Raw genomic sequence first — 25,736 nt, 5'->3', positions numbered from 1 at the left:
GGAGCTGCTGATGTTCCTGCCCTTCTTCGACACGCTCCGCCGGACCGGGGTGCCGGTCTCGCTCCGGGAATATCTGAGCTTTCTCGAAGGGATGGCCGCAGGCCTCGTGACCTGGGACGTCGAGGGCTTCTACCATCTCGCGCGCACGGCCATGGTCAAGGACGAGCGGCATCTCGACCGGTTCGATCGCGCCTTCGCCGAGAGCTTCCGCGGGCTCGAGACGATCACGGCCGACGAGGTGCTGGCCGCGGTGGATCTGCCGCGCGAGTGGCTCGAGAAGCTGGCCGAGAAACATCTGAGCCCCGAGGAGCGGGCGGAGATCGCGGCCCTCGGCGGGTTCGACAAGCTGATGGAGACGCTGAAGGAGCGCTTGGCCGAGCAGAAGGGCCGCCATCAGGGCGGTAGCAAGTGGATCGGCACGGCCGGCACCTCACCCTTCGGCGCCTATGGCTACAACCCGGAAGGCGTGCGCATCGGGCAGGACGAAAGCCGCCACCGCCGCGCGGTCAAGGTCTGGGACAGGCGCGAGTTCCGCAATCTCGACGATCAGGTCGAGCTCGGCACCCGCAACCTCAAAGTGGCGCTGCGCCGCCTGCGCCGCTGGGCGCGCGAGGGGGCGGCGCAGGAATTCGACCTCGACGGCACGATCCGCGCCACGGCCGAGCACGGCTATCTGGACGTCAAGACCCGGCCCGAGCGGCACAATGCGGTCAAGGTGCTGCTCTTTCTCGATATCGGCGGCTCGATGGACGATCATGTGAAGGTGGTCGAGGAGCTTTTCTCGGCCGCCCGCGCCGAGTTCAAGCATTTCGAGCATTTCTACTTCCACAACTGCCTCTACGAGGGCGTGTGGCGCGACAACCGCCGCCGCTGGGACGAACGGACCCCGACCGATCAGGTCATCCGCACCTACGGGCCGGATTACAAATGCATCTTTGTGGGCGATGCCTCGATGAGCCCCTACGAGATCCTGCATCCGGGCGGCGCCAACGAGCACTGGAACGCCGAGGCGGGCGAAGTCTGGCTCCGCCGCGCCCGCGCGCAGTGGCCCTCGACGCTCTGGATCAATCCGGTGCCCGAGAAGCACTGGGGCTATACCCAGTCGATCCGCCTGATCCGCGAGATCTTCGAGGGTCGCATGGTGCCGATGACGCTGGAGGGGATCACGGCCGGGGTGAAGACCCTCTCGCGCTGATCGCTGCGCCCTGCCGGCGACGGACCCTTTCCCTGCCCGCCCGCGGCCTCCATATTGGGCCCATGCTCAAGCTGACGCCGCTGCTTCTCGCCATCGCCTACGGGTTTCTCATGTACCAGTTCTCCGTCTGGAGAACGAAGCGGATGCTTGACGCCCAGTCGCGCCCGCTCGACGAGCCCGAGATCCTGGCCTTGGCCCGGCGGATGGCCGCGGCCCTCGACCTGCCCACCGTGAAGGTCTCGGTCTTCGAGGTGGATCCGGTGAATGGCCTTGCCGCCCCCGACGGGCGCATCTTCCTCACCCGCGGGTTTCTGAAGAAGTATCGCGCGGGTGAGGTGACGGCGGAAGAACTGGCCTCGGTCATCGCGCATGAGCTGGGCCATGTGGCGCTCGGCCATTCGCGGCGGCGGATGATCGATTTCACCGGCCAGAATGCGGTGCTGATGATGCTCGGGGCGGTGCTGAACCGCTTCGTGCCCTTCGCGGGCATCTGGATCGCGCGGCTGCTGACCTCGGCGCTGTCGGCCCGCCTGTCGCGGCGCGACGAGCACGAGGCGGACGCCTATGCCTCGGCGCTCTTGGTCAAGGCGGGGATCGGGACGGAGCCGCAGAAATCGCTGTTCCGCAAGCTCCACCGCTGGTCGGGCATGAACAGCTCGGCCGTGCCCGCCTGGCTCATGAGCCATCCCGTCACCGATGAGCGCATCCGCCGCATCGAGGAACGCGAGGCGCGCTGGATCGAGGGGTGAGCCCTGTCTTTCACGAAGCGCGAAGGACAGGCGGCCAAGCTGTGGAAATGTCAGGCCTGCAGGGCCTTGGCGAGCTTCGGCAGCCGCACGCGCTTCAGAAGCCCCTTCAGCGCAACCGGCGCGCCCGAGATCGCCTCGGCGCGGGCGCGCACCTCTTCCACCGCCGCGGCCACCGCCTCGGGGTGGAAGGACCAGAGCTCCCACAGGAAGCCGTCTGGATCGCGCCGGGCCAGCCCTTCGGCGCTGAGCGTGCCGCGCGGAAAGTCGGCCGCGTTGAAGGTCAGGATCGCATCGGCATGGCCGGCGATGGCCACCGCCAGCACATGGATGTCGGCCTCGTCGGGCAGATGCAGCCGCGCCTCGAGCCCCGGTTGGGGCGGGATCATGGCCGAGGGGAAGGCCGCGCGGATCGTGGCACCGTCGCCCCGGGCCTGCACCTCGGCCAGCGGCCCGAGGCGGCGGGTGGCGCGCGCCCACTCCTCGAGGATCCGCTCGGACCAGAGCGGCACGAAGAGCCCTCGCGCCGCGCAACCCAGAAGGATCTCGCGCAGCACGGTCGGGAACAGCACACAGGCGTCGAGGACGACCCTCACCCGTCGAGCCGGAAGAAGAGCGACTTGAGATAGCCGGATTCCGCCAGCTGCGGCAGGATCGGATGGTCCGGCCCGGCAAAGCCCGTGTGGATCAGCTGGCCGCGCCGCCCGCCCCGCCCGATGCCGCGCGCCGAGGCATTGCGGAAGGCGGAGAGATCGGCCGCATGCGAGCAGGAGCAGAGGACGAGATACCCGCCCGGCGCCACCAGCGGCGCCGCCAGCCGCGCGAGCCGTTCGTAGGCCCGCAGCCCCGCTTCGAGCGCGGGCTTCGCGGGGGCGAAGGCGGGAGGGTCGCAGATCACGAGATCGAAGCGGGCCCCCTCGGCTCCCAGCGCCTCGAGCGCCTGGAAGGCATCGGCCTGCCGGGTCTCGAACCGATCGCCGAGACCCGCGAGCTTCGCCCCCGCCTCGGCCAGCGCCAGCGCCGGGCCCGAGGCATCGACCGCGAGCGCCCGCTCGGCGCCGCCTGCGAGGGCCGCGAGAGCGAAGCCCCCGACATGGGTGAAGACATCGAGCACCGAGCCGCCGCGGCCGAGGCGCGCGGCGAAGGCATGGTTCGGCCGCTGGTCGTAGAAGAGCCCCGTCTTCTGCCCGCCGGTGAGATCCGCCATGTAGGTCGCGCCGTTCATCGGAACCGGCACCGGCGCACTGAGGCCGCCGCGCAGCACCACCGTCTCCTCGGCCAGCCCCTCCAGGCCCCGCGCCCGGCCGGTGCCGTTCTTGACCACCGTCGTCACACCGGTCACCCGCACGAGCGCGGCCTCCAGTTCGGACAGATGCGTCTCGGCCCAGGCGGCATTGGGCTGAATCACCGCCGCCTCTCCGAACCGGTCGATCACGACGCCGGGCAGCCCGTCGGCCTCGGCATGGACCAGCCGGTAGAAGGGCTGGTCGAACAGCCGCTCGCGGAGCGCCAACGCCCGCGTCAGCCGTTCGGCGAACCAGCCTTCGTCGATGACGGCCTCGGGATCGCGGTCGAGCATCCGCGCGATGATCTTCGAGCTCACATTGACGGTCACGAGGCCCAGTGCGCGCCGCTCGGCATCCTCGAGCACGGCGAGCGTGCCGGGCGCGAGTGCCTGCGTGCGCCGGTCGGTCACGAGTTCGTCGGCATAGACCCAGGGAAAGCCGTGCCGAAGGGCGCGGGCCTCGGCCTTGGGACGCAGGCGGACGGTGGGTCTGGTCATCGGGAGCTTCCGCTGTTGGGGTCGGCCCCTCCTCTAGCCGCTTCTGCGCGCCGGGAAAAGGCTCGGGTCCCGAAGGTGGCCCCAAAGAAAAAGGGCTCCGACGCGGCGGAGCCCTTTCCATGCTGCGACAATGACTGCCTCAGCCGACTATCCTCGTGCGCTCATGCCCCGAAGGGCCTGCCTCAGTGGGCGCGCGCCGTGCCGCGTCCGAAGCCTGCGAAGCGACGGGCGAGGATCGTGCGCAGGGCGGCAAAGCCCTCGCGGATCGCTTCGTTGCGCAGGCGGCGGGCTTCGGCTTCGATCGCCATATGGTCGATCACATAGTCTTGCATGTCTTGTCCATTCGTCCGGGTCATGGAGCCACTCCTTCGGTCCAGCCCTCCCCTGCGGCAACACCTAGCCCCTTGCTGCGCCAAGCACATCCTCCCATTGAGAAGATCCGCCATGCGCCAGACGCAGATCGGGACAGCTGTGCTGACCTATTCACCCGGCGGCTGCCCATTCCTGCGCCGAACCGTGAAGGCGGCCCTTTCCCTTGCGCCCGCTTTGCGCTAGTTAGCGCTAACAAACCCGATCCCGGAAAGCCGTCCAGGCCGGCCGCGGTTCATGCCGCGCCGTCCTCTCCAGCCATCGAGGCCGCCGCATGACCCTGAACGCCACTGTCGCCCGCGTCACCGACCGTATCCGCGCCCGCTCGGAAGCGAGCCGCGGCGCCTATCTCGAGCGCACGGGACGCGCGGCCGAGGCGGGTCCGGTCCGCGCGCATCTGACCTGCGGCAACCAGGCCCATGCCTATGCGGCGATGGGCGAGGACAAGGAGGCGCTGGCCGCGGGGCGGGCGCCGAACCTCGGGATCGTGACCGCCTACAACGACATGCTGTCGGCCCATCAGCCCTACGAGGATTATCCCAGGCTGATCCGGGCCGCCGCGCGCCGGGCGGGCGCCACGGCACAGGTGGCGGGCGGGGTGCCGGCCATGTGCGACGGGGTCACGCAGGGCCAGCCGGGGATGGAGCTGTCGCTCTTCTCGCGCGACGTGATCGCGCTGGCGGCGGGCGTGTCGCTCTCGCACAACTGCTACGATGCGGCGCTCTTTCTCGGGATCTGCGACAAGATCGTTCCGGGCCTCGTGATGGCGGCGGCGACCTTCGGCCATGTGCCGGCGGTCTTCGTGCCGGGCGGCCCCATGACCTCGGGCCTGCCCAACGACGAGAAGTCGCGCGTGCGCAACCAGTTCGCAACCGGCGAGGTGGGCCGCGAGGCGCTGATGGCGGCCGAGATGGCCTCCTACCACGGCCCCGGCACCTGCACCTTCTACGGCACGGCCAACACCAACCAGATGCTGATGGAATTCATGGGGCTCCACCTGCCGGGGGCGAGTTTCGTCAACCCGAACACCCCCCTGCGCGAGGCGCTGACGGTGGCCGCGGTCGAGCGCGCCGCGGCCATCACCGCGCTCGGCAACGATTATCGCCCGGTGGGGCAGATCCTCGACGAACGCGCCTTCGTGAACGGGCTCGTGGGGCTGATGGCGACGGGGGGGGTCGACCAACCTCGTGCTGCACCTGCCCGCCATGGCGCGGGCCGCGGGCGTGCTGCTCGATCTGGAGGATTTCGCCGACATTTCCGAGGTCGTGCCGCTGATGGCCAAGGTCTATCCGAACGGCATGGCGGACGTGAACCACTTCCATGCGGCGGGCGGTCTGCCCTACATGATCGGCCAGCTCCTCGATGCGGGCCTCCTGCACGAAGAGGTGCAGACGGTCGCGGGCGACGGTCTGAGCCTCTACCGCCGCGAGCCCGTGCTGACCGAGGACGGCCTCGTCTGGCGCGACGGGCCGGACGCCTCGCAGAACGACCGTATCCTGCGCCCGGCGACCGAGCCGTTCCAGCCCTCGGGCGGGCTGCGCCAGCTGTCGGGCAACCTCGGGCGCGGCGTGATGAAGGTCTCGGCCGTGGCGCCCGACCGCCATGTGATCGAGGCACGGGCCCGGATCTTCCACGATCAGGAGGCGGTCAAGGCCGCCTTCCGGGCGGGAGAGTTCACCACGGACACGGTGGTGGTGGTGCGCTTTCAGGGCCCGCGCGCCAACGGGATGCCCGAGCTGCATTCGCTGACGCCGGTGCTCTCGGTGCTGCAGGATCGCGGCCTGCGCGTGGCGCTGGTCACCGATGGGCGCATGTCGGGGGCCTCGGGCAAGGTGCCCTCGGCGATCCATGTCGCACCCGAGGCGGCGATGGGCGGCCCGCTTGCCCGGCTACGGGACGGCGATCTCCTGCGGGTGGATGCGACGACGGGCCGGCTCGATGTCCTGGCCGAGGGTTTCGAGGACCGGATCCCGGTCGAGGCCGACCTCTCCGCCTCCGCCCACGGCATCGGCCGCGACCTCTTCGCGGCCTTCCGAGCCACCGTGAGTTCCGCAACCGAAGGCGCGGCCGTGGTCGTCTGACCCCTGCGCCCCGATCCTCTGTCGGAGCCTCCGGCGGGGATATTTTAACCAGAATGAAAGCAGATGGGATCAATCTGGCGGAGCGGTACAGGCGGGGACGCCGATGACCGCCCAGAGTGAAAGCGCCCCGCTTCCCCGGCTCCATGCCGCCCGAGGCGGGGCGCCCCTCTCCCCCTCTCCTTGCCCTTTCATTCTGGCTCAAATATCCCCGCCGGAGGCTCCTCCGCCTGCTCCCAGAGCCTCCGCCGAAAGGAAGTGACATGACCCCTGCCGACCAAAGCCGCCAAGCCCTCGAGATCTGCCGCCGCGCTGCGGTGGTGCCCGTGCTGGTGATCGAGGATCTCGCTCATGCCCGGCCGCTGGCCGAGGCGCTGGTGGCGGGCGGCCTGCCCGCGCTCGAGGTGACGCTGCGCACGCCCGTGGCGCTCGACGCGATCCGCATCATGGCGGAGGTCGAAGGCGGGATCGTCGGCGCGGGCACGCTGCTCACGCCCGCCGATGTGGCGGCGGCCCGGGCCGCGGGCGCGCGCTTCGGCGTCTCGCCGGGCGCCTCGGACCGTCTGCTCGATGCCTGCGAAGCCGAGGGCCTGCCGCTCCTGCCCGGCGCGGCCACCGCGACCGAGGTGATGGCGCTTCTCGAGCGGGGCTACACGATGCAGAAGTTCTTCCCTGCCGAGACCTCGGGCGGCGCCCCGGCCGTGAAGGCGCTGGGCGGGCCGCTGCCCCAGGTGACTTTCTGCCCCACGGGCGGCATCGGGCTCGGCAATGCGGCGACCTATCTCGGGCTTGCCAATGTCGTCTGCGTCGGCGGCAGCTGGGTTGCGCCGAAAGCCATGATGGAGGCGGGCGACTGGGCGGGCATCACGCGGCTGGCTCAGGAAGCGGCCGCCCTGCGCTGAAGGAGGAGCGCGGCGGCACGGCGCGCTCTTCTGCGCGCCTGCCGGTCGACCGGCACGCTTCAGCGCAGCCGATCCTGCGATGTACCGGGGCAACATCCGGGGCAACATCCGGTGCGACGGACGCGGCGCCGGCGCGCCTGCTCTGGCTTGGGCGCTAGGCGGCCCGGAGCCGTTTCGGCACGTTCGGTCTGCCAGCCGCGGCAGCCTCAGGCTTCCGTCACCCGAGCGGCGCGGCCGCCGCGGCGGCGGGGGCTGGGCGCCGCCGCGAGGCCGCCGGCCAGCACCTCGCTCATCGGATGCTCCGGCCTGGCCGCGGCATAGGCCTCGAGCAGCGTCCGCAGCGCCTCGGCCACCCGGTCCGAGGGCAGGCTCAGCGCCCAGTCGACGAAGATCGAGCGGCACTCGCCCGCGCTGATCCCCTCGATCGCATAGCTCTCGCGCACGAGGCCCTTCGGATCCGCTTCATCCAGCTGCACGGTCGCCCTCTCCTTCTTCAGTTCCCGTCTCCGGCCCCAGCCGCGCATCGATGCGCGCCGCTGCCGCCGTCACGCGCTCCTGCAGCCGCGCGAGCAGCGCCTCGGCATCGGGCGCCTCCACCTCGCGCAGGAGGAACGCACGCCCCCCCTCGCCCAGGTTCTCGAAATCGAGCGTCCCCTCGGAAAGAAGCCGCGAGCCCGCCTGCAGCCGCCAGCAGAGCCGGTAGGCCGCCAGCAGATCCGCCTCGCAGGCCGCCGTCAGAAAACCGCTCCGGACACCCGCGCGCAGTTGCTGCTCGACGCGCCGCGCGGGATCGCCTGCGAGCAGCGCCGCCGTCTCGGCCAGAAGCTCCACATCCATCAGCCGCCCTGCGCCGTTCTTGGCCTCCCACGGCCCGCCCGGCGGCTTGGCTTCGGCGAGCCTCCGGCGCATGTCGGCCACATCCGGCAGCACGCGTGCCGCCACCGCCTTCTCGGAGAGGATCTCGCGCCGCAGCGCCTCGATTTCACCGGCGAGGTCCGGGTTGCCCGCGAGCGGGCGGGCGCGGGTCAGCGCCAGATGCTCCCAGGTCCAGGCCTCCTCGCGCTGATAGCTGCGGAAGGAGGCGAGCGCGGTGGCCACCGGCCCCTGCCGCCCCGAGGGACGGAGCCGCATGTCGACCTCATAGAGCCGGCCCTCGGCCATGGGGGCGGTGAGCGCGGTCACCATCGCCTGGGTGAGGCGCGCAAAATAGGGCCGCGCCCCAAGCGGCCGCGGGCCCTCGCTCTCTTCCTGCCCCTGCGCATCGTGGATGACGATCAGGTCGAGGTCCGAGCCCGCATTGAGCCGGCCCGCGCCCAGACTGCCCATGCCGAGGACGACCGCCCCGCGACCGGGCTGCGGGCCGTGCTTCCGCGCGAACTCCTCGCAGACCACCGGCCAGAGCGCCACGACCACCGCCTCGGCCAGATCGGCATATTCCTTGGCCGCCTCGAACGCATCGATCAGGCCGCGCAGATGATGCACGCCCACGCGGAAGTGCCATTCCTTCATCCAGCGCCGGGCCGCGTCGAGCTTGCGCTCGTAATCGGGAAGCTCGGCCAGACGGTCGGTCAGCTCGCGCACAAGGGCGGGCGTGCCCGGCCAGTGGGTGAAGAAGCCGCCCCCGATCACCGCGTCGAGCACCGAAGCATTGCGCGAGAGATACCGCGCGAGCTTGGGCGAGGTCGCGCAGATGTCGGCGATTAGGTCGACGAGCGGCGGGTTCGCATCGAAGAGGGCGAAGATCTGCACGCCCGCGGGCAGCCCGCCCAGAAAGCCGTCGAAAGCGGCCAGCGCCTCGTCGGGATTGGCGGCGCGTGCGAGGCTCTTCAGGATCTGCGGGCGCAGCCGCCGGAAGATCTCGACCGCGCGCTGCGAGCGGAACGCGGGGTAGCTCGCCCAGCCCTCGACGATGTCGCGCGCGCGGGCCGACAGCTCCGGCCCCTTCTCGGCCGCGCCGGGGGCGAAGAACCCTTCCGTCAGCCGGTCCACCCGTTCGAGCCGGTCCCGCAGGAGCGTGCGGAAGGCTTCGGGCGTGCGGCCGCAGAAGGCCGCGATCCGGTCGACCCCCTCGGCGCTCGTCGGCATCGTATGTGTCTGCGCGTCCTGCACCATCTGGAGCCGGTGCTCGACCTCGCGGTGGGCGCGGTAATGGTCGATCAGCTCCTCGGTCACGTCGGCGGGGATCCAGCCCGCAGCCGAGAGCGCGCGGAGCCCTCCCACCGTCGTGCGGTCGCGCAGGCCGGGGTCGCGTCCGCCGGCGATGAGCTGGCGGGTCTGGGTGAAGAACTCGATCTCGCGGATGCCGCCCACGCCGAGCTTCATGTCATGGCCCTCGATCACCACCGGCCCGTGCAGGCCGCGGTGGTCGCGGATGCGCAGCCGCATGTCGTGCGCATCCTGGATCGCCACGAAATCGAGATGCTTGCGCCAGACGAAGGGCACCAGCGCCTTCAGGAACCGCTCGCCCGCGGCCAGATCGCCGCCGCAGGGACGGGCCTTGATATAGGCCGCCCGTTCCCAGGTGCGGCCGACGCTTTCGTAATAGCTCTCGGCCGCGGCCATCGAGAGACAGACCGGCGTCACCGCCGCATCGGGGCGCAGCCGCAGGTCGGTGCGGAAGACGTAGCCCTCGGCGGTGAGGTCGGACAGAAGGGCGGTCATCCTGCGCGTCACGCGGATGAAGGCGGCGCGGGCCTCCTGCTGCTGCCCCGGATAGCGCGTCTCGTCGAAGAGGCAGACGAGGTCGATGTCGGAGGAATAGTTGAGCTCTCCCGCCCCCATCTTGCCCATGGCGAGCGCGACCATGCCGCCCGCCGTCTCGGCATCCTCGGTCGTGGCGCCGGGCAGCTTGCCGCGCCGGATCTCGTCGGCCACGAGCCGCTTCAGCGCAAGGTCGGTCGCCCGGTCGGCGAGCCGCGTCAATGCGGAGGTCACCGTCTCGAGCGGCCAGACGCCGCCCAGATCGGCCAGAGCGGTCAGAAGCGCCGTGCGCCGCTTGGCGATGCGCAGCCCGTCGCCCAGCGCGGCGAGCGGCAGATCTCCCAGCGGGTCGAGGATCCCGTCGAGCGCGGCTTCGGGGGCCTGCGACAGCGCCTCGCGCAGCCAGGCTCCCTCGCGGACCATGAGGCCGCGCAGGTAGGGGCTGCAACCGGCGGTGGCGCCCAGAAGGCCCGCAAGGGCCGGATCCAGATCGGCGAAGCTCGCGGCGACGTCGACCGCGGCGTCGGGCTCGTAGGGCAAGGGCTGGCGGGTGAGGCGCGAGGCGAAGGTTGTCATGGCGGCGAGCATGGCCGCAGCCCCGCGCCGGGTCAACGGCTGCCCCGGCTTGAAAGGTCGCAGGCGCCGGGCGATAGAGGGGGCGGGAGCCCCGGATGCAGGCGCAGGGCGGCGGATGCCGCCTCTGCGGGAACGGCAGGCGGGGCGGGCCCGCCGGAGACAGGAGAGAGAGACAACATGAGCAAGAGCCTCGCGCGGGTCCGGTCCGCGCTGGAGGCGGCGGGCGTTGCGGCCGAGATCCGCGAGATGCCGGCCGAGACCCGCACCGCCGAACAGGCCGCCGCCGCCGCGGGCTGTGCGCTCGACCAGATCGTGAAGTCGATCCTGTTTCTCGGCGCCGAGAGCGGGCAGCTGCATCTCTTCCTCACCGCCGGGGGCAATCAGGTCTCGGTCGAGAAGGCGGGCGCGCTTGCGGGTGAGGCGCTCGGGCGGGCAGATGCGGCCACGGTGCGCGCGCAGTCGGGCTTCGCCATCGGCGGCGTGGCGCCCGTGGGTCATCTCGTGCCGCTGCCGGTCTGGCTCGACCCGCGGCTGATGGAGTTTCGCGAAGTCTGGGCCGCGGGCGGCACGCCGCGCCACATCTTCGCCGTGGCTCCCGACATCCTGCAGCGCCTGACCGGCGCGCAGATCGGGCAGTTCACCGTCTGAAGGTTTCGGGGAGGGCGAACGGGTTGGCCGCCAGCTCCGCCAGCCTCCCGACACATCGGCTGCGTCCTCCGCATCGGCGCCCCTTTGGGTCACCGCGCAATGTCCCGGACAGGACCCACGCGGGCCGGGGAGGACGCCCCTGCTCCGGAAAAAAGCCCCATTCCGACGGCGCCGCTGCGGGGTGCGCCCGGAACGGCGCCGCGAGGCTCTCGCGCGGTTCGGCCCGCAAGGGTCGTCTCTGCCGCCGGTGGGGCAGCCATTCAGCTCCTACGCGGCAAGGTCCGCCCACTGTCTGCCGGTTCCGCTCGGGCAGAATATCGCCCTCCGCCCTCCGAAGATGTGAATTACCTTAACATCGCCTCTTGCGCAGGGGCGGAAACTTCCCATCTGAAGGAATGTGAAAGAGCTTCACATCCACCTTTCAGACGGAGATCGCCCATGATACCCGCCACTGCCCGCGCCGGCTTCGCCTCCTGGCCCGGCCGCGCCGAAGCCTGGCTCGACGAGCGCGGCCGTCCGGCCTGGATCGCCGCGATGGTTGCAGGCTTCATCGCCTTCTGGCCCGTTGGCCTCGCCCTTCTCGCCTACATGATCTGGAGCAAGCGCATGTTCAACCGTTCCTGCAGCCCCCGTCGCACCGCGTCCCGGTCCATGGCCTGGAACAGCAGCGGCAACGCCGCCTTCGACGCCTACAAGGCCGACACGCTGCGCCGGCTCGAGGAAGAGCAGATCGCCTTCGAATCCTTCCTCCAGCGCCTGCGCGAGGCCAAGGACAAGCAGGAGTTCGACGCCTTCATGCAGGATCGTGCCCGCAAGGCCGGAACGCCCGCCGAGGATGTCGAGGCCTGAGGCAACCGTTGCGGGGGCGGCATCGCCCCCACTCCCCGCCGACGCGGCCCCTGACATGCCCGCCCGGGGACGGGAAGGCCCGAGACTGACGCTGCCCGGGGATCGTGCCCCCCGGGAAGCACCCGGATCCTGCGGCGGGGCCACGGCGCTCCGACTTGCCCGCCCGAGGATAGGGCGGCCCGAGGCAGGCGATGCGCGAGGATCGTGGCCCACCCCACTCCCGCGACGCACCGGGCCTTGCGCCGGGGCCAAGGCACTCCGACATAGAGGCGGCCCCCGGGGCCGCTTCCCGCCACAGAGGAACCTGCGATGAGCCACACCTGGATAGACCCCCTGCCCGATCCCGACCGTCACGCGGAATTCTATGCCGACGTGCCGCTGAAGCGCGGGCTTGCCTGGGTGATCGACATGGTGCTGATCTCGCTCCTGACCGCGCTGATCGTGCCCTTCACGGCCTTCACCGCGCTCTTCTACCTGCCGCTTCTCTTTCTCTGCGTGGGCTTCGCCTACCGGACCGTCTCGCTCGCCCGCAGTTCGGCCACGCCCGGGATGCGGCTGATGGCGATCCGGTTGCGCACGCACGAGGGGCGCCCCTTCGGCCTGCCCGACGCCTTCCTGCACACGCTGGGCTACACGGTCTCGATCGGCATGGTCCTGCCGCAGATCGTCTCGGTGGTGCTGATGCTGACGACCGCGCGGGCGCAGGGCCTGACGGACCTCGTCTTGGGCAGCGTGGCCATCAACCGGGCGGCCGGCGAGTGAGGGCGGGCAAGCTGTCGCGCATTTGACCGGCCCGGGCGGCAACAGGGACCTTGGCGCCGCCCGGAGGCCTTGCTAACGTATCCGGCAATCCAGCAAAGAGCCGTCCATGCGCCACACGCTTCCCATCGCGCCCCAGTTCTATGTGACGGCCCCGCAGTCCTGCCCCTATCTCGAGGGGCGGCTGGAGCGGAAGCTGTTCACCGCACTTCAGGGCGAACATGCCCAGAAGCTGAACGACACCCTGTCGAAGCAGGGCTTCCGGCGGTCGCAGAACGTGCTCTACCGGCCGTCCTGCGCCGAATGTTCGGCCTGCCTCTCGGCGCGCATCCGCGTGGCGGATTTCGAGCCCACGCGCACCCAGCGCCGGGTGATGAAGCGCAATGCCGACCTCAGGCGCAATGCCACCAGCCCCTGGGCCACCGAGGACCAGTATGCGCTGTTCCGGCGCTACCTCGACGACCGGCACGCCGATGGCGGCATGGCCGACATGGATATCTTCGAATTCGCGGCGATGATCGAGGAGACGCCGATCCGCTCGCGCGTCATCGAATATTCGCGCCCGGGCGACACGCCCTCCAACCGCCCGCTCTCGGCCGTCTGCCTGACGGACATCTTCGACGACGGGCTGAGCATGGTCTATTCCTTCTACGATCCGGACCTCGCGGGCCGGTCGCTGGGGGCCTATGTGATCCTCGACCATATCGAGATCGCGCGCGAGGCGGGCCTGCCCTATGTCTATCTCGGCTACTGGGTGCCCGGCAGCCGCAAGATGGGCTACAAGGCCACCTATTCGGCGCTCGAGATCTACAAGGGCGGCCGCTGGCAGGCCATCGGCCAACCCTCCGACCATCGCGCCGAGCTGCATCCGCTGAGCGTCGATCCGATCGCCGAACAGGTGGCGCGGATCAGCCTGCCCGAGGCGCGCTCGGGCGACCGCAGCCGCGACTGACGGCGCGCAGGGGCCGCTGGCAGCGAACGCCTCCCCGGCTCTCCTGCACAGCGCAACCCGACGCTCGCGGCAAGCGTCTCCCCAGCCTCTTGCAGGGCGGAAGGATCGCTCGCGGCAATCGCCTCCCGGAGTCCCCTGCAGAGCGCAGGATCCGCTTGCAGCAACCGCCTCCCGAGCCTCATGCAGGGCGCGGAGCCGCTCGCGGCACGCGCTCTCCCGCTTCCGGTGCCGGACCGGACAGCGATGCCGCCCCTGACGTTCCCGACGCCTTCTGCGCGGCGGATCGGTCGGCCCGATGCGGACGCGGCACCCGGCCCTGACCCCACGGTGACACAGCGGCAAGTTCCGCGGGATCTGTCCGGTCGTGACCGGACATGGCCTTCCCTCCCTTCCCGCCGAACGCGGCGTCACCGAAAAACATTCGTCGCGGATTCCTCTTGCAATGTCCGCGGCTCTGCCCACTTCGGCCCGGAAGCAGAGGAGTGCATCTTGGTCTACATCCTGTTTGTCGCGGGCCTTCTAGGCCTTTTCTTCGGAGGCGAATTTCTGGTGCGGGGTGCGGCCAATGTCGCGCGGTCCTACCGGATCAGCCCCATGGTCATCGGCCTGACCATCGTGGGCTTCGGAACCTCGACGCCCGAGCTTCTGGTCTCGCTCAACGCGGCGCTCGACGGCGCCTCCTCCATCGCGGTCGGAAACGTTCTCGGCTCGAACATTGCCAACATCCTCCTGATCCTCGGCCTCACCGCGCTGATCTATCCGGTGGCCGTCGATGGACGGCGGGTCTGGAAGGATCTGGCCTTCATGGTGGGCGCGACCGTCCTTCTGTGGATCATGCTGCTGGGCGACGGGCTGTCGCGGATCGAGGCGGGCGTGCTGGTGGCGGCGCTCATAGGCTTTCTCGTCTCGTCCTTCCTCTCCGGGCGCACCGAGGAGGAGGAGACCGACCCCGAGGCGCTGACGCCGGTCTGGAAGTCGGCGCTCATCACGCTCGGCGGGCTCGTGGTGCTGATGGTGGGCGCGCGGCTTCTCGTGGACAGCTCGACCCAGATCGCCCGCTCCTTCGGCATCTCCGAGGCGGTGATCGGCCTGACCATCGTCGCGGTCGGCACGTCGCTACCCGAACTGGCCACTTCGGCCATCGCGGCCTGGCGCAAGCATTCCGAGATCGCCGTCGGCAACGTGATCGGATCGAACATCTTCAACGTGCTGGGGATCCTCGGAATCACCGGGCTCGTCCTGCCGATCCAGGGGCTCGACCCGCGCTTCCTGCGCGAGGACATGCCCTGGGTTCTGGGCTGCTCGCTCCTTCTCGTGCTCCTGGCCTTTGCGCTCAAGGGCGTGCCCCGCTGGGCCGGGGCGCTGCTGCTGGCGGCCTACGGGGGCTATGTGGCGCTGATGCTCTGACGCGGGTGCCCCGGATTTCCGTTTGTTTCGGCCCGCGGGGAAATAGAGAAACAAATGTGCGGCCATCCGACCCTCTGCGACACTTTCTTCGCCGATTTGCCATTGACGGTGGGTCGGGCACCGCCTAGTGTCCGGCCCGACCGCAACGGAGGCCCGGAAATGTCTGGTGTCGTACTTCTTGTAGGAATGCTGCGCATGGGCCGGTGACGGTTGACCATAATCGGTTCCCATGCGCCCCCGAGTGAACCCCGGGGGCTTTTTGTTGCGCGGATCGCGCCGCCCGAGGCGGCAAGGATGGAGAGAGAGATGACCGAGGTGATGAGCGGCGCGCGGATGGTGGTCCAGGCCCTGAAGGATCAGGGGGTGGACACGGTGTTCGGCTATCCGGGCGGTGCCGTGCTGCCGATCTACGACGAGATCTTCCAGCAGAACGACATCCGGCACATCCTCGTGCGGCACGAACAGGGCGCGGTCCATATGGCCGAGGGCTATGCGCGCTCGACGGGCAAGCCGGGCGTCGTCCTCGTCACCTCCGGCCCCGGCGCCACGAATGCCGTCACCGGCCTCGTCGATGCGCTGATGGATTCGATCCCGCTCGTCGTCCTCTCGGGTCAGGTCCCCACCTTCATGATCGGCACCGACGGCTTCCAGGAGGCCGATACGGTGGGCATCACCCGCCCCTGCACCAAGCACAACTGGCTGGTGAAGGACACGGCCAGGCTCGCCGAGACGATCCATCAGGCCTTCCATGTGGCGACCCACGGCCGGCCGGGGCCGGTGCTGGTCGACATCCCGAAGGATGTTCAGTTCGCGACCGCGACCTACCAGCCGCCGCAGAAGGCGCGGGTCGATCATTACCAGCCGAAGGTGAAGGGCGACATCGAGGCCATCACGCGCATGGTCGAGCTGATCGAGACCGCCGAGCGGCCGGTCTTCTACACCGGCGGCGGCGTCATCAACTCGGGCAGCGCGGCCAGCCAGCTCTTGCGCGAGTTCGTCGATGCGACGGGCTTCCCGATCACCTCGACCCTGATGGGGCTCGGGGCCTATCCGGCCAGCGGCAAGGGCTGGCTGGGGATGCTCGGGATGCACGGCCTCTACGAGGCCAACCTCGCGATGCACGGCTGTGACCTGATGATCAATGTGGGCGCGCGCTTCGACGACCGGATCACCGGCCGGGTGAAGGATTTCTCGCCCTTCTCGCAGAAGGTCCATATCGACATCGATCCCTCCTCGATCAACAAGGTGATCCGGGCGGACGTGCCGATCATCGGCGACGTGGGCCATGTGCTCGAGGATGCGCTGCGCCTGTGGAAGTCGCGCGGGCGCAAGGTGAACCGCGAGGCCTTGGCCGAGTGGTGGAAGCAGATCGCCGAATGGAAGGCGGTGAACTGCCTCGACTACGCGCCCTCCTCGAAGCTCATCAAGCCGCAGCATGCGCTGCAGCGGCTCGAGGCGCTGACGAAGGGGATGGACCGCTACATCACCACCGAAGTGGGCCAGCATCAGATGTGGGCGGCGCAGTTCCTGGGCTTCGAGGGCCCGAACCGCTGGATGACCTCGGGCGGGCTCGGAACCATGGGCTACGGCCTGCCCGCCTCGATCGGCGTGCAGGTGGCCCATCCCGAGGCGCTGGTCATCAATATCGCGGGCGACGCCTCGTTCCTGATGAACATGCAGGAGATCGGCACGGCGATGCAGTTCCGCCTGCCGGTGAAGCAGTTCATCCTGAACAACGAGCGGCTCGGCATGGTGCGGCAGTGGCAGCAGCTTCTGCACGGCCAGCGCTATTCGCAATCCTGGAGCGAGAGCCTGCCCGACTTCGTGAAGCTCGCCGAGGCCTTCGGGGCCAAGGGCATCCAGTGCGCGGATCCGGCCGATCTCGACGATGCGATCCGCGAGATGATCGCCTATGACGGGCCGGTGGTGTTCGACTGCCTCGTCGAGAAGCACGAGAACTGCTTCCCGATGATCCCCTCGGGGCGGCCGCACAACGAGATGCTGCTGGGCGATGCCGAGACCGAGGGCGCCATCGGCGCCAAGGGGGCGGTGCTTGTCTGAACCGGCGGAGACGGGGGCTGCCTGCCCCCGCACCCCCGGGGATATTTCCGCCAGAATGAAACAGGATCAGGGAGACGGACGCATGGCGCCGCTCAACATCAAGCAGGGATCGACCCAGCATTCGGCCTACGATCTGCGCGACCCCAATTCGGACGTCATCGAGCAGCATACGCTGGCGCTCGTGGTGGACAACGAGAGCGGGGTTCTCGCGCGGGTGATCGGGCTCTTCTCGGGCCGCGGCTACAACATCGACAGCCTGACCGTGGCCGAGGTGGACCATACCGGCCACCGCAGCCGCATCACCATCGTCACCCGCGGCACGCCCGCGGTGATCGAGCAGATCAAGGCGCAGCTGGCGCGTCTGGTGCCGGTGCATGAGGTGCACGACCTGACGGTGGAAGGCCCCTCGGTGCAGCGCGAACTGGCGCTGTTCAAGGTCTCCGGCAAGGGCGAGGCGCGGATCGAGGCGCTGCGGCTGGCGGAGATCTTCCGCGCCAAGGTGGTCGATTCGACGCTGGAGAGCTTCGTGTTCGAGATCACCGGCACGCCGGAGAAGATCGACGCTCTGGCCGATCTCATGCGGCCGCTGGGCCTGCGCGAGATGGCGCGGACCGGCGTTGCGGCGCTCTCGCGCGGGATCTGAAGCGCGCCGGTGGGAACGAGGCCCGGCGCGGGAGTGCGCCGGGCTTTTGCGTCAGCGCCCCGAGAAGGTGGCGGGGCGCTTTTCGAGGAAGGCCGTGACGCCTTCGAGAAAGTCGGCGGACGCGCCGCATTGCCCCTGCAGGCGCGCCTCGAGGGCCAGCTGCTCCTCGAAACTGTTGTCGAAACTGGCCCGCAGCGCCTGCTTCAGGCCGCGGTAGGCCTCGGTCGGGCCCTCTGCCAGATGGGCGGCGCGGGCCTGCCAGCGGGTTTCGAACGCCTCGTCGGGCACGGCCTCGTAGATCATGCCCCAGCTGGCGGCGTCGGCGGCGGAGATCCGGTCGGCGAAGAGCGTGGCCCCCATGGCCCGGGCGAGCCCGATCTGGCGCGGCAGCGTCCAGGTGCCGCCCGCGTCGGGGATCAGTCCGATCCGGGTGAAAGCCTGGATGAAGCCCGCGCTTTCGGCCGCGATCACCACGTCGCAGGCGAGCGCCAGATTGGCCCCGGCGCCGGCGGCGACCCCGTTCACGGCCGCGAGCGTCGGCAGCGGGCAATGGGCGATGGCCCGCAGGAGCGGCTCGTACTCCTCGCGCAGGATGCGCTCGAAATCCGGGACGCCCAGAGCGCGCGCGTCGCCCAGATCCTGCCCGGAGCAGAAGCCGCGCCCCTCGCCCGTCAGCACGAGCGCGCGCGCGCGTGCCGGCCTCGGTCACCGCATGGAGAAGCTCCTCGCGCATCCGGCTCGAGAGTGCGTTCATCACCTCGGGCCGCGCGAGCGTGACACGGCAGAGACCGCCCTGCTGCTCGACCCTGATCGTGCGATAGTCCATTCTGTCCCTCCCTTTGCCCCAGAATAGCCGGGCGGGAGGGCCGCGAAAGCGGAACGGCGCGTCAGTCCTTCAGGATTTCCGCGAGCCGCGCCTGCTCTTCGTCGGAAAGGGCCGCCGAGGCCGCATCGGGCGCGGTGCGGCGGCGGCGGAGATAGAGCGCCGCAAGCCCGAGCCCGCCCGCGAGCATGGCCGGACCCGCGATCCAGAGGATCAGGTTCGCCCCGCCCGTGGTCGGGTTCAGCAGCACATATTCGCCGTAGCGGTCCACCACGAACTCGACCACCTCGGCATCGCTGTCGCCCGCCGCCAGCCGCTCGCGCACGAGAAGCCGCAGATCGCGGGCGAGCTGGGCGTTCGAATCGTCGATGTTCTCGTTCCTGCAGACGAGGCAGCGCAGCCCCTGCGAGATGTCCCGCGCCCGCGCCTCGAGCGCCGGATCGGGCAGGATCTCGTCGGGCTGCACCGCAAAGGCGGGCGTGGCCAGAAGGGCCGCGAGGAGAAGCGCCGCGAGCCTCATTCTGCAGCCACCGCGGCCGGCATCCGGCGCGCCCCGGCGGCGATGCGGTAGCGGCGGTCCGAGAGGCTCAGCAGCCCGCCGAGCGCCATCAGCAGCGCGCCGCCCCAGATCCAGTTGGCGAAGGGCTTGATGTAGCTGCGCACCGCATAGCCGCCGCCCTCCTGCGGGTCGCCGATCACGAGGTAGAGGTCGCGGGTGAAGCCGTAGTCGATGGCGGCTTCCGTCGTGGGCATGGCGGCCACCGGATAGACGCGCTTCTCGGGATGGAGTGTCGCCACTTCGGCCCCGTCGCGGGTCACGCGGAAGTCGGCCACGGTCGAGCGGTAGTTCGGCCCCTCGATCTCGCGCACGCCCTCGAGCAGGACGTCGTAGCGGCCGAGGGCGAAGGTCTCGCCCGGCTTCATCACGCGGATCGACTCGACCTGCCAGGCGGTGATGGCCGCCACGGCGAAGATCGTGACGCCGAGGCCCGCATGGGCAGTGGCCTTGCCCCAGTCCGCGCGCGGCAGTCGCCGGAGGCGCGCGAGCCGCCCGCCGAGCGCGCCGCGCCCGGTGCGGCCCCAGAGGTCGAGGAGCGTGCCGAAGACGAGCCAGGCGCCGAGCGCGAGGCCGACGGGCCCGAGCGCCGACCGGCCCGTCTGCAGCGCGAAGACCAGCGCACCCAGGGCCGCCGAGAGCGCGAGCGCCCCCCAGAGCGGCCGCATCCCGCGGCCGAGCTCGGCCCGCTTCCAGGGCAGGACGGCGCCCAGAGGCAGGACGAGGGCGATCACCACCATGAAGGGGGTGAAGGCCGCGTTGAAGAACGGAGCACCCACCGACAGCTTGCGGCCCCAGAGGAGTTCGGCCAGGAGCGGCCAGATCGTGCCGATGAAGACCACGAAACAGGCCACCGTCAGCAGCACGTTGTTCAGCACGAGGCCCGACTCGCGGCTGACGATGCCGAAGACCCCCTTGGCCTCCATGGCGCTCGCCCGCGCGGCGAAGAGCGTGAGCGCCCCGCCCATGAAGACCGCGAGGATCATCAGGATGAAGATCCCGCGCTCGGGATCGTTGGCGAAGGCATGGACGGAGGTGATGACGCCCGAGCGCACGATGAAGGTGCCAATGAGCGAGAAGCCGAAGGCGAGGATGGCCAGCAGGATCGTCCAGCTCTTCAGCGCTTCGCGCTTCTCGACCACGATGGCAGAGTGGAGCAGCGCCGCCGCGATCAGCCAGGGCATGAAGGAGGCGTTCTCGACCGGGTCCCAGAACCAGAAGCCGCCCCAGCCGAGCTCGTAATAGGCCCACCAGGAGCCGAGCGCGATGCCGATGGTGAGAAACACCCAGGCGGCGAGCGTCCAGGGCCGGACCCAGCGGCCCCAGGCGGCATCGACGCGGCCCTCGATCAGGGCCGCCACCGCGAAGGAGAAGGCCATCGAGAGGCCGACATAGCCGAGGTAAAGGAAGGGCGGGTGGAAGGCGAGGCCCGGATCCTGCAGGAGCGGGTTCAGATCCTCGCCGTCGAAGGGCACCTCGCCCATGCGCAGGAACGGGTTCGAGGTGAAGAGGAGAAAGGCCAGGAAGGCCGCGCCGATCATCCCCTGCACCGCCAGCACGCGCGCCTTGAGCGTGGGCGGCAGGTTCTGCCCGAAGACCGCGGCGCAGGCTCCGAACAGCGCGAGGATCAGCACCCACAGGAGCAGCGAGCCCTCGTGGTTCCCCCAGACGCCGCTGATCTTGTAGAGCATGGGCTTCAGCGTGTGCGAGTTCAGCACCACGAGGCGCACCGAGAAATCCGAGGTCACGAAGGCCCAGGTCAGCGCGGCGAAGGAGAAGCCGATCAGCAGAAGCTGGGTGACCGCCGCGGGTTCGGCCACCGCCATCCAGCCAGACCAGCGCCGATCCGCGCCGACGAGCGGCACCACGGACTGCACAAGGGCCACAGCCAGCGACAGCACCAGCGCGAAATGGCCGAGTTCGACAATCATAGGGTCCGCCCTCCCGAAATCGTCGCAAACCTTAGCGGCATCCCCGGCCGGGTTAAATGGCTGACGGTCGCCTTCCCGTCATTTTGATGGTCGGACGGTCGATTGCGCCGATCGAGGACATGCCGTCGGACGGCGACAGGCCGGACGCCGCCGCCAAAGGTCGCCGTGGCGCCCTGCCAGGAGAAGAGCGCGCTGCAAGCGGGACGGAGCGCAGCGAAGACCTTTCACGTGCCTCCAGGGGTCGGGTTCGAGGCCTCCGGGAGCTTGCGGGACAGGAACCGCCGCATGCAGCGATCGGTTGGCCTGTCGCGCTTTTGCAGGAACAGGCGCGAAGGCGGCTTTCCGGAAGCCGGGAGCCCTCGCCCGGCAGCGTCCTGGGCCTGCGCTGCCGCGGCCCCTGCGGAAGACCGGCCGGAAGGCTCGGCGGGGCTGGTCACTCGCGTCAGGCTGCCGCCATGATGCGCTGCCACAGATACGGAGGGTTTCCATGCGCAAGACCTGCATCCTGATCGGCGCGCCGATCGACAGCGGCCAGCGCCGCCCGGGCTGCCTGATGGGGCCTGCGGCCTATCGCGTGGCGGGCCTCGGCCGCGCGCTCGCCGATCTCGGTCACGCGGTCGAGGATCGCGGCGACGTGGCCCTCGGGCCCCTGCCCGAGATGACGCCGCCGGAGGGTCCGGTTCACGACCTGCCCGAGACGATCGGCTGGACCGCGGCGCTGAAGACCGCCGTCGAAGAGGCCTTGGGCGACGGCTTTCCCATCGTGATGGGCGGGGATCATTCGCTTGCCCTCGGCACCGTGGCCGGGGCCGCGGCCCATGCGGCGGCGGTGGGGCGGCCGCTGTTCCTCCTCTGGCTCGACGCCCATTCCGACTTCCACACGCTCCAGACCACCACCTCCGGCAATCTCCACGGCGTGCCCGTGGCCTATGCCGCCGGGCGCGACGGGTTCGACGGCTTCCCGCCCTTCCCCGCGCCGCTGCCGCCCGAGCGGATCTGCCTCTTCGGCATCCGCTCGGTCGATCCCGAGGAACATGCGGCGCTCCTCCTCCACGATGTCTCGATCATCGACATGCGGGTGATCGACGAGTTCGGCATCTGCGCGCCGATGCGCGAGTTCCTCGAGAAGGTGCGCGCGGCCAACGGGATGCTGCACGTCTCGCTCGATGTGGATTTCGTCGATCCCGCCCATGCGCCCGCGGTGGGCACCACCGTTCCGGGCGGCGCCACGGTGCGCGAGGCGCATCTGGTGATGGAGCTTCTGCACGAGAGCGGTCTCGTGACCTCGCTCGATCTGGTGGAGCTGAACCCGTTCCTCGACGAGCGCGGACGCACCGCGCGGCTGATGGTCGAACTCGCCGCCTCGATCATGGGGCGCAAGGTCTTCGACAGGCCCACGCGCAGCTTCGGCTGAGAGGCGGCTTCCCGGCGGCTCACTGCCGGTCGCAGGCGGGCTCCGGTGGGCGCGGCCGGCTGTGGCCTGACGGTCGCCCCCCTGAGACCCTGCGCTACCGGCCGGGCGCCCCTTCAGTTCAGCCGGAACTCGCCCACTACATTGCGCCATTCGCCGGGGTGGATCAGCTTGCGATGCGTGAACCGCACGGAATGCAGCGGCCCCTCGATCTTCTCCTGCCAGAATTCGATGAAGCGGAAGAGCGCGGGATAGTCCGGCGCGAGGTCATACTCTTGCCAGACGAAGGTGTTGAGCACATTCCGATGGTCGGGCATCCGGTAGAAGATCTCGGCCGTGGTCAGCCCGTAGCCCGCCAGCATCAGTTCCGTCTCGCGCATCGTGACCCTCCGATGAGTGCATCCTGTTAAAAGGATGCCGCAGTCTGGCGATTTTTCAATGATAACGGTATGTTGTCACTCGGACCCACCGGCTGCTCGCAGCGGGGCCGCGGCCCGGCGCCCCGCGGCATTGCACCCCATATCCGGGATGGTCTATAGTCCCGGCCAACGAGATATGGTTTGCCGCGAAAGAGAGCCTCCCCTTGACCGACCGTCCCGAAGAGCCCGGCGATGATGAAGAAATGGGCAGACCGCTGAGCGGACTGCCGCAGGTCTCCATCGCCGAGGAGATGAAGACCGCCTATCTCGATTATGCGATGAGCGTCATCGTCAGCCGCGCGATCCCCGATCTGCGCGACGGGCTGAAGCCGGTGCACCGCCGCATCCTCTATGCGATGCACGAGACGGGGAACACGCACGACAAGCCCTACCGCAAGTCGGCGCGCCCGGTGGGCGACACGATGGGGAAATACCACCCCCACGGAGACGGCGCGATCTATGACGCGCTGGTGCGGATGGCGCAGCCCTTCTCGATGGGGCTGAAGCTTCTGGACGGTCAGGGCAACTTCGGCTCGATGGACGGCGACAATGCCGCGGCCATGCGCTACACCGAAGTGCGGATGGACAAGCCCGCGGCCTTCCTGCTGGCCGATATCGACAAGGATACGGTCGACTTCCAGGACAATTACGACGGCAAGGACCGCGAACCCACCGTCCTGCCCGCGCGCTTCCCGAACATGCTGGTCAATGGCGCGGGCGGCATCGCCGTCGGCATGGCCACCAACATCCCGCCGCACAACCTCGGCGAAGTGGTGGATGCCACGCTCGCCATGATCGAGAACCCCGACATCTCGACCGAGCGGCTGATGGAGATCATCCCCGGCCCCGACTTTCCGACGGGCGGCGTGATCCTCGGCCGCTCCGGCGCCCGCAAGGCCTATCTCGAGGGGCGCGGCTCGGTCATCATGCGGGCGAAGGCCCGGGTCGAGGAGATCCGCAAGGATCGCTATGCGATCGTGCTCGACGAGATCCCCTATCAGGTCAACAAGGCCACGATGATCGAGAAGATCGCGGACATGGTCCGCGAGAAGAAGATCGAGGGCATCGCCCATGTGCAGGACGAATCCGACCGGGTCGGTGTCCGCGTGGTCATCGAACTCAAGCGCGACGCCACGCCCGAGGTGGTCCTGAACCAGCTCTGGCGCTTCACGCCGATGCAGACCACCTTCGGCTGCAACATGCTGGCGCTGAACGGCGGCCGGCCCGAGCAGCTCACGCTGCGCGATTTCCTGAGCCACTTCCTGACTTTCCGCGAGGATGTGGTGGCGCGCCGCACGGCCTATGAGCTGCGCAAGGCACGCGAACGCAGCCACATCCTCTGCGGCCTCGCCGTCGCGGTCTCGAACGTGGACGAGGTGGTGGCCACGATACGCAGCTCGGCCGATCCGGCCGAGGCGCGCGAGCGGCTGATGACGCGGCGCTGGCCTGCGGCCGACATTGCCGACTATATCCGGCTGATCGACGATCCGTCGCACACGATCAACGAGGACGGCACCTACAACCTCTCCGAGATCCAGGCCCGCGCGATCCTCGACCTGCGCCTCCAGCGCCTGACGGCGATGGGCGTGAAGGAAGTGACCGACGAACTCGCCGAACTCGCCGCGAAGATCCGCGACTATCTCGACATCCTCGGCTCGCGCGAGCGGATCATGGCGATCATCTCGGACGAGCTGCGCGAGGTGAAGGACCTGTTCGCCGTGCCGCGCCGCACCGAGATCTCGGAATGGGCGGGCGACCTCGAGGACGAGGATCTGATCGAGCGCGAGGACATGGTGGTGACCATCACCTCGGGCGGCTACATCAAGCGCACCCCGCTCGCCGAATTCCGCAGCCAGCGCCGCGGCGGCAAGGGGCTCGCCTCGATGGCGACCAAGGAAGACGACGTGGTGACGACGCTCTTCGTCGCCAACACCCACACGCAGCTTCTGTTCTTCACCACCGACGGCATGGTCTACGACCTCAAGTGCTGGCGGTTGCCGCTCGGCGGGCGGACGGCGAAGGGCAAGGCCATCGTCAACATCCTGCCCATCGCGACCGGCATCAGCATCGCCGCGCTGATGAAGATCGACGAGCCCGAGGAGGAATGGGATCGCCTGCAGGTGGTCTTTGCCACCTCCGAGGGCGACGTGCGCCGCAACCGGCTGTCGGACTTCACCAACGTGAAGCGGAACGGCAAGATCGCGATGAAGCTGCCCGAGGGCGTCAGCCTCGTGAATGTCTCGATCTGCGACGAGCAGGACGATGTGATGATGGTCACGGCCCTCGGCCGGGCGATCCGCTTCTCCACCACCGACGTGCGGGTCTTCTCGGGCCGCGACTCGACCGGCGTGCGCGGCATCCGCCTCGCCTCCGGCGACCGGGTCGTCTCCATGTCGGTCATCCGGCATTTCGAGGCCGATCCGGCGGAACGCGCGGCCTATCTCAAGCAGCGCCGTCTGATGGCGGGCGTGACCGAGGAGGCCGAGGCCGACGAGGAGGAAGATGCGGTCGAGGCGGGCCAGCTCTCGCCCACCCGCTATGCCGAGATGTCGGCGGCCGAGGATCTGATCCTCACCATCACCGCGCGGGGCTTGGGCAAGATCTCGTCCAGCCACGATTATCCGGTCCGCGGCCGCGGCGGCCAGGGCGTCACCGCCTTCGAGAAGTCGATGCGCGGCGGCCAGCTCGTGGCCTCCTTCCCGGTCGAGATGAGCGATCAGGTGATGCTGGCCACTTCGGGCGGCCAGTCGATCCGGGTGCCGGTCGAGCAGATCAGCTTCCGCTCGCGCTCGGCCGGCGGCGTGCGCGTCTTCGACACCGGGGCCAGCGAGGAGGTCGTCTCGGTGGCGCGGATCGCGGATGCGGGCGACACGGCCGAGGGGGTCGAGGATGCGGAGCCGGGCGAGACCGGCGGCGACGAGGCCTGAT

The 25,736-nt window shown here is 69.5% G+C and carries 20 protein-coding genes and 2 pseudogenes; 13 read left to right on the top strand and 9 right to left on the bottom strand.

Annotated features, from left to right (window positions below; genetic code table 11):
* Positions 1-10: 10 nt before the first annotated feature.
* Complete coding sequence (locus RSP_RS06315; protein ID WP_011337632.1) at positions 11-1,195, top strand: vWA domain-containing protein; 1,185 nt, start codon at positions 11-13, stop codon at positions 1,193-1,195.
* 62 nt (positions 1,196-1,257) lie between these two features.
* Complete coding sequence (locus RSP_RS06310; RefSeq protein ID WP_011337631.1) at positions 1,258-1,944, top strand: M48 family metalloprotease; 687 nt, start codon at positions 1,258-1,260, stop codon at positions 1,942-1,944.
* A gap of 50 nt (positions 1,945-1,994) precedes the next feature.
* On the opposite strand, the gene RSP_RS06305 is transcribed toward RSP_RS06310, so the two are convergent.
* From RSP_RS06305 to RSP_RS22195, 3 genes are all read right to left on the bottom strand, one after another.
* Complete coding sequence (locus RSP_RS06305; protein WP_011337630.1) at positions 1,995-2,537, bottom strand: RSP_2648 family PIN domain-containing protein; 543 nt, start codon at positions 2,535-2,537, stop codon at positions 1,995-1,997.
* Positions 2,534-3,724, bottom strand: a complete 1,191-nt coding sequence (locus RSP_RS06300; protein ID WP_011337629.1) for an RSP_2647 family RNA methyltransferase — start codon at positions 3,722-3,724, stop codon at positions 2,534-2,536. Before RSP_RS06300 ends, RSP_RS06305 begins: the two co-directional genes overlap by 4 nt.
* A gap of 182 nt (positions 3,725-3,906) precedes the next feature.
* Positions 3,907-4,080, bottom strand: coding sequence for an RSP_7527 family protein (locus tag RSP_RS22195; RefSeq protein ID WP_002719795.1), 174 nt, complete (start codon positions 4,078-4,080; stop codon positions 3,907-3,909).
* A gap of 287 nt (positions 4,081-4,367) precedes the next feature.
* On the opposite strand from RSP_RS22195, the pseudogene edd reads away from it, so the two are divergent.
* Both edd and eda read left to right on the top strand, forming a co-directional pair.
* Positions 4,368-6,174: pseudogene (gene edd / locus RSP_RS06295) on the top strand (phosphogluconate dehydratase).
* A 260-nt stretch (positions 6,175-6,434) separates the two neighbouring features.
* Complete coding sequence (eda, locus tag RSP_RS06290) at positions 6,435-7,073, top strand: bifunctional 4-hydroxy-2-oxoglutarate aldolase/2-dehydro-3-deoxy-phosphogluconate aldolase (RefSeq protein ID WP_002719793.1); 639 nt, start codon at positions 6,435-6,437, stop codon at positions 7,071-7,073.
* Between the two features lie 206 nt (positions 7,074-7,279).
* Here eda and RSP_RS06285 read toward each other — a convergent pair whose 3' ends face one another.
* Both RSP_RS06285 and RSP_RS06280 read right to left on the bottom strand, forming a co-directional pair.
* The gene (locus tag RSP_RS06285; protein WP_002719792.1) at positions 7,280-7,549 is read right to left on the bottom strand and encodes a hypothetical protein; all 270 of its coding nucleotides are present in this window, start codon (positions 7,547-7,549) and stop codon (positions 7,280-7,282) included.
* On the bottom strand, positions 7,536-10,349 hold the full coding sequence (locus RSP_RS06280) for a [protein-PII] uridylyltransferase family protein (RefSeq protein ID WP_455423348.1): 2,814 nt from the start codon (positions 10,347-10,349) through the stop codon (positions 7,536-7,538). Before RSP_RS06280 ends, RSP_RS06285 begins: the two co-directional genes overlap by 14 nt.
* Before the next feature lie 177 nt (positions 10,350-10,526).
* Here RSP_RS06280 and RSP_RS06275 point away from each other — a divergent pair, with 177 nt between their 5' ends.
* The 7 genes from RSP_RS06275 to ilvN all read left to right on the top strand — a co-directional run bounded on the left by RSP_RS06275 (position 10,527) and on the right by ilvN (position 17,668).
* The gene (locus RSP_RS06275; protein ID WP_011337627.1) at positions 10,527-10,997 is read left to right on the top strand and encodes a YbaK/EbsC family protein; all 471 of its coding nucleotides are present in this window, start codon (positions 10,527-10,529) and stop codon (positions 10,995-10,997) included.
* Positions 10,998-11,435: 438 nt separating this feature from the next.
* Positions 11,436-11,846 carry a DUF2852 domain-containing protein gene (locus tag RSP_RS06270; protein WP_002719789.1) on the top strand — a complete coding sequence of 137 codons (411 nt, stop codon included), beginning with the start codon at positions 11,436-11,438 and terminating at the stop codon, positions 11,844-11,846.
* 309 nt (positions 11,847-12,155) lie between these two features.
* Positions 12,156-12,608 (top strand): RDD family protein, encoded by a 453-nt coding sequence (locus RSP_RS06265; RefSeq protein WP_011337626.1) that lies wholly within the window; start codon positions 12,156-12,158, stop codon positions 12,606-12,608.
* 106 nt (positions 12,609-12,714) lie between these two features.
* Positions 12,715-13,557 carry an arginyltransferase gene (locus tag RSP_RS06260; protein WP_011337625.1) on the top strand — a complete coding sequence of 281 codons (843 nt, stop codon included), beginning with the start codon at positions 12,715-12,717 and terminating at the stop codon, positions 13,555-13,557.
* 489 nt (positions 13,558-14,046) lie between these two features.
* Positions 14,047-14,964 carry a calcium/sodium antiporter gene (locus RSP_RS06255; RefSeq protein ID WP_011337624.1) on the top strand — a complete coding sequence of 306 codons (918 nt, stop codon included), beginning with the start codon at positions 14,047-14,049 and terminating at the stop codon, positions 14,962-14,964.
* A gap of 306 nt (positions 14,965-15,270) precedes the next feature.
* Complete coding sequence (locus RSP_RS06250) at positions 15,271-17,025, top strand: acetolactate synthase 3 large subunit (RefSeq protein ID WP_029534508.1); 1,755 nt, start codon at positions 15,271-15,273, stop codon at positions 17,023-17,025.
* A gap of 82 nt (positions 17,026-17,107) precedes the next feature.
* Complete coding sequence (ilvN, locus tag RSP_RS06245; protein ID WP_002719784.1) at positions 17,108-17,668, top strand: acetolactate synthase small subunit; 561 nt, start codon at positions 17,108-17,110, stop codon at positions 17,666-17,668.
* A gap of 51 nt (positions 17,669-17,719) precedes the next feature.
* On the opposite strand, the pseudogene RSP_RS06240 reads toward ilvN, so the two are convergent.
* The 3 genes and pseudogenes from RSP_RS06240 to RSP_RS06230 all read right to left on the bottom strand — a co-directional run bounded on the left by RSP_RS06240 (position 17,720) and on the right by RSP_RS06230 (position 20,978).
* Positions 17,720-18,494: pseudogene (locus RSP_RS06240) on the bottom strand (enoyl-CoA hydratase-related protein).
* Between the two features lie 61 nt (positions 18,495-18,555).
* The gene (locus RSP_RS06235; RefSeq protein ID WP_011337622.1) at positions 18,556-19,011 is read right to left on the bottom strand and encodes a cytochrome c-type biogenesis protein; all 456 of its coding nucleotides are present in this window, start codon (positions 19,009-19,011) and stop codon (positions 18,556-18,558) included.
* Positions 19,008-20,978 carry a heme lyase CcmF/NrfE family subunit gene (locus RSP_RS06230; RefSeq protein ID WP_011337621.1) on the bottom strand — a complete coding sequence of 657 codons (1,971 nt, stop codon included), beginning with the start codon at positions 20,976-20,978 and terminating at the stop codon, positions 19,008-19,010. Before RSP_RS06230 ends, RSP_RS06235 begins: the two co-directional genes overlap by 4 nt.
* A gap of 487 nt (positions 20,979-21,465) precedes the next feature.
* Here RSP_RS06230 and rocF point away from each other — a divergent pair, with 487 nt between their 5' ends.
* Complete coding sequence (gene rocF / locus RSP_RS06225; RefSeq protein ID WP_011337620.1) at positions 21,466-22,392, top strand: arginase; 927 nt, start codon at positions 21,466-21,468, stop codon at positions 22,390-22,392.
* Positions 22,393-22,505: 113 nt separating this feature from the next.
* Here the strand turns inward: rocF and RSP_RS06220 are convergent, their stop codons facing one another.
* Positions 22,506-22,769: an usg protein gene (locus RSP_RS06220; protein WP_002719779.1), complete on the bottom strand. Its 264-nt coding sequence runs from the start codon at positions 22,767-22,769 to the stop codon at positions 22,506-22,508.
* Between the two features lie 203 nt (positions 22,770-22,972).
* Between RSP_RS06220 and gyrA the strand changes: the two genes are divergently transcribed.
* On the top strand, positions 22,973-25,735 hold the full coding sequence (gyrA, locus tag RSP_RS06215) for a DNA gyrase subunit A (protein ID WP_017140181.1): 2,763 nt from the start codon (positions 22,973-22,975) through the stop codon (positions 25,733-25,735).
* Position 25,736: the final 1 nt, after the last annotated feature.

Source organism: Cereibacter sphaeroides 2.4.1 (assembly GCF_000012905.2).
GTDB lineage: Bacteria > Pseudomonadota > Alphaproteobacteria > Rhodobacterales > Rhodobacteraceae > Cereibacter_A > Cereibacter_A sphaeroides.
This window is presented reverse-complemented; position numbering and strand designations above follow the sequence as displayed.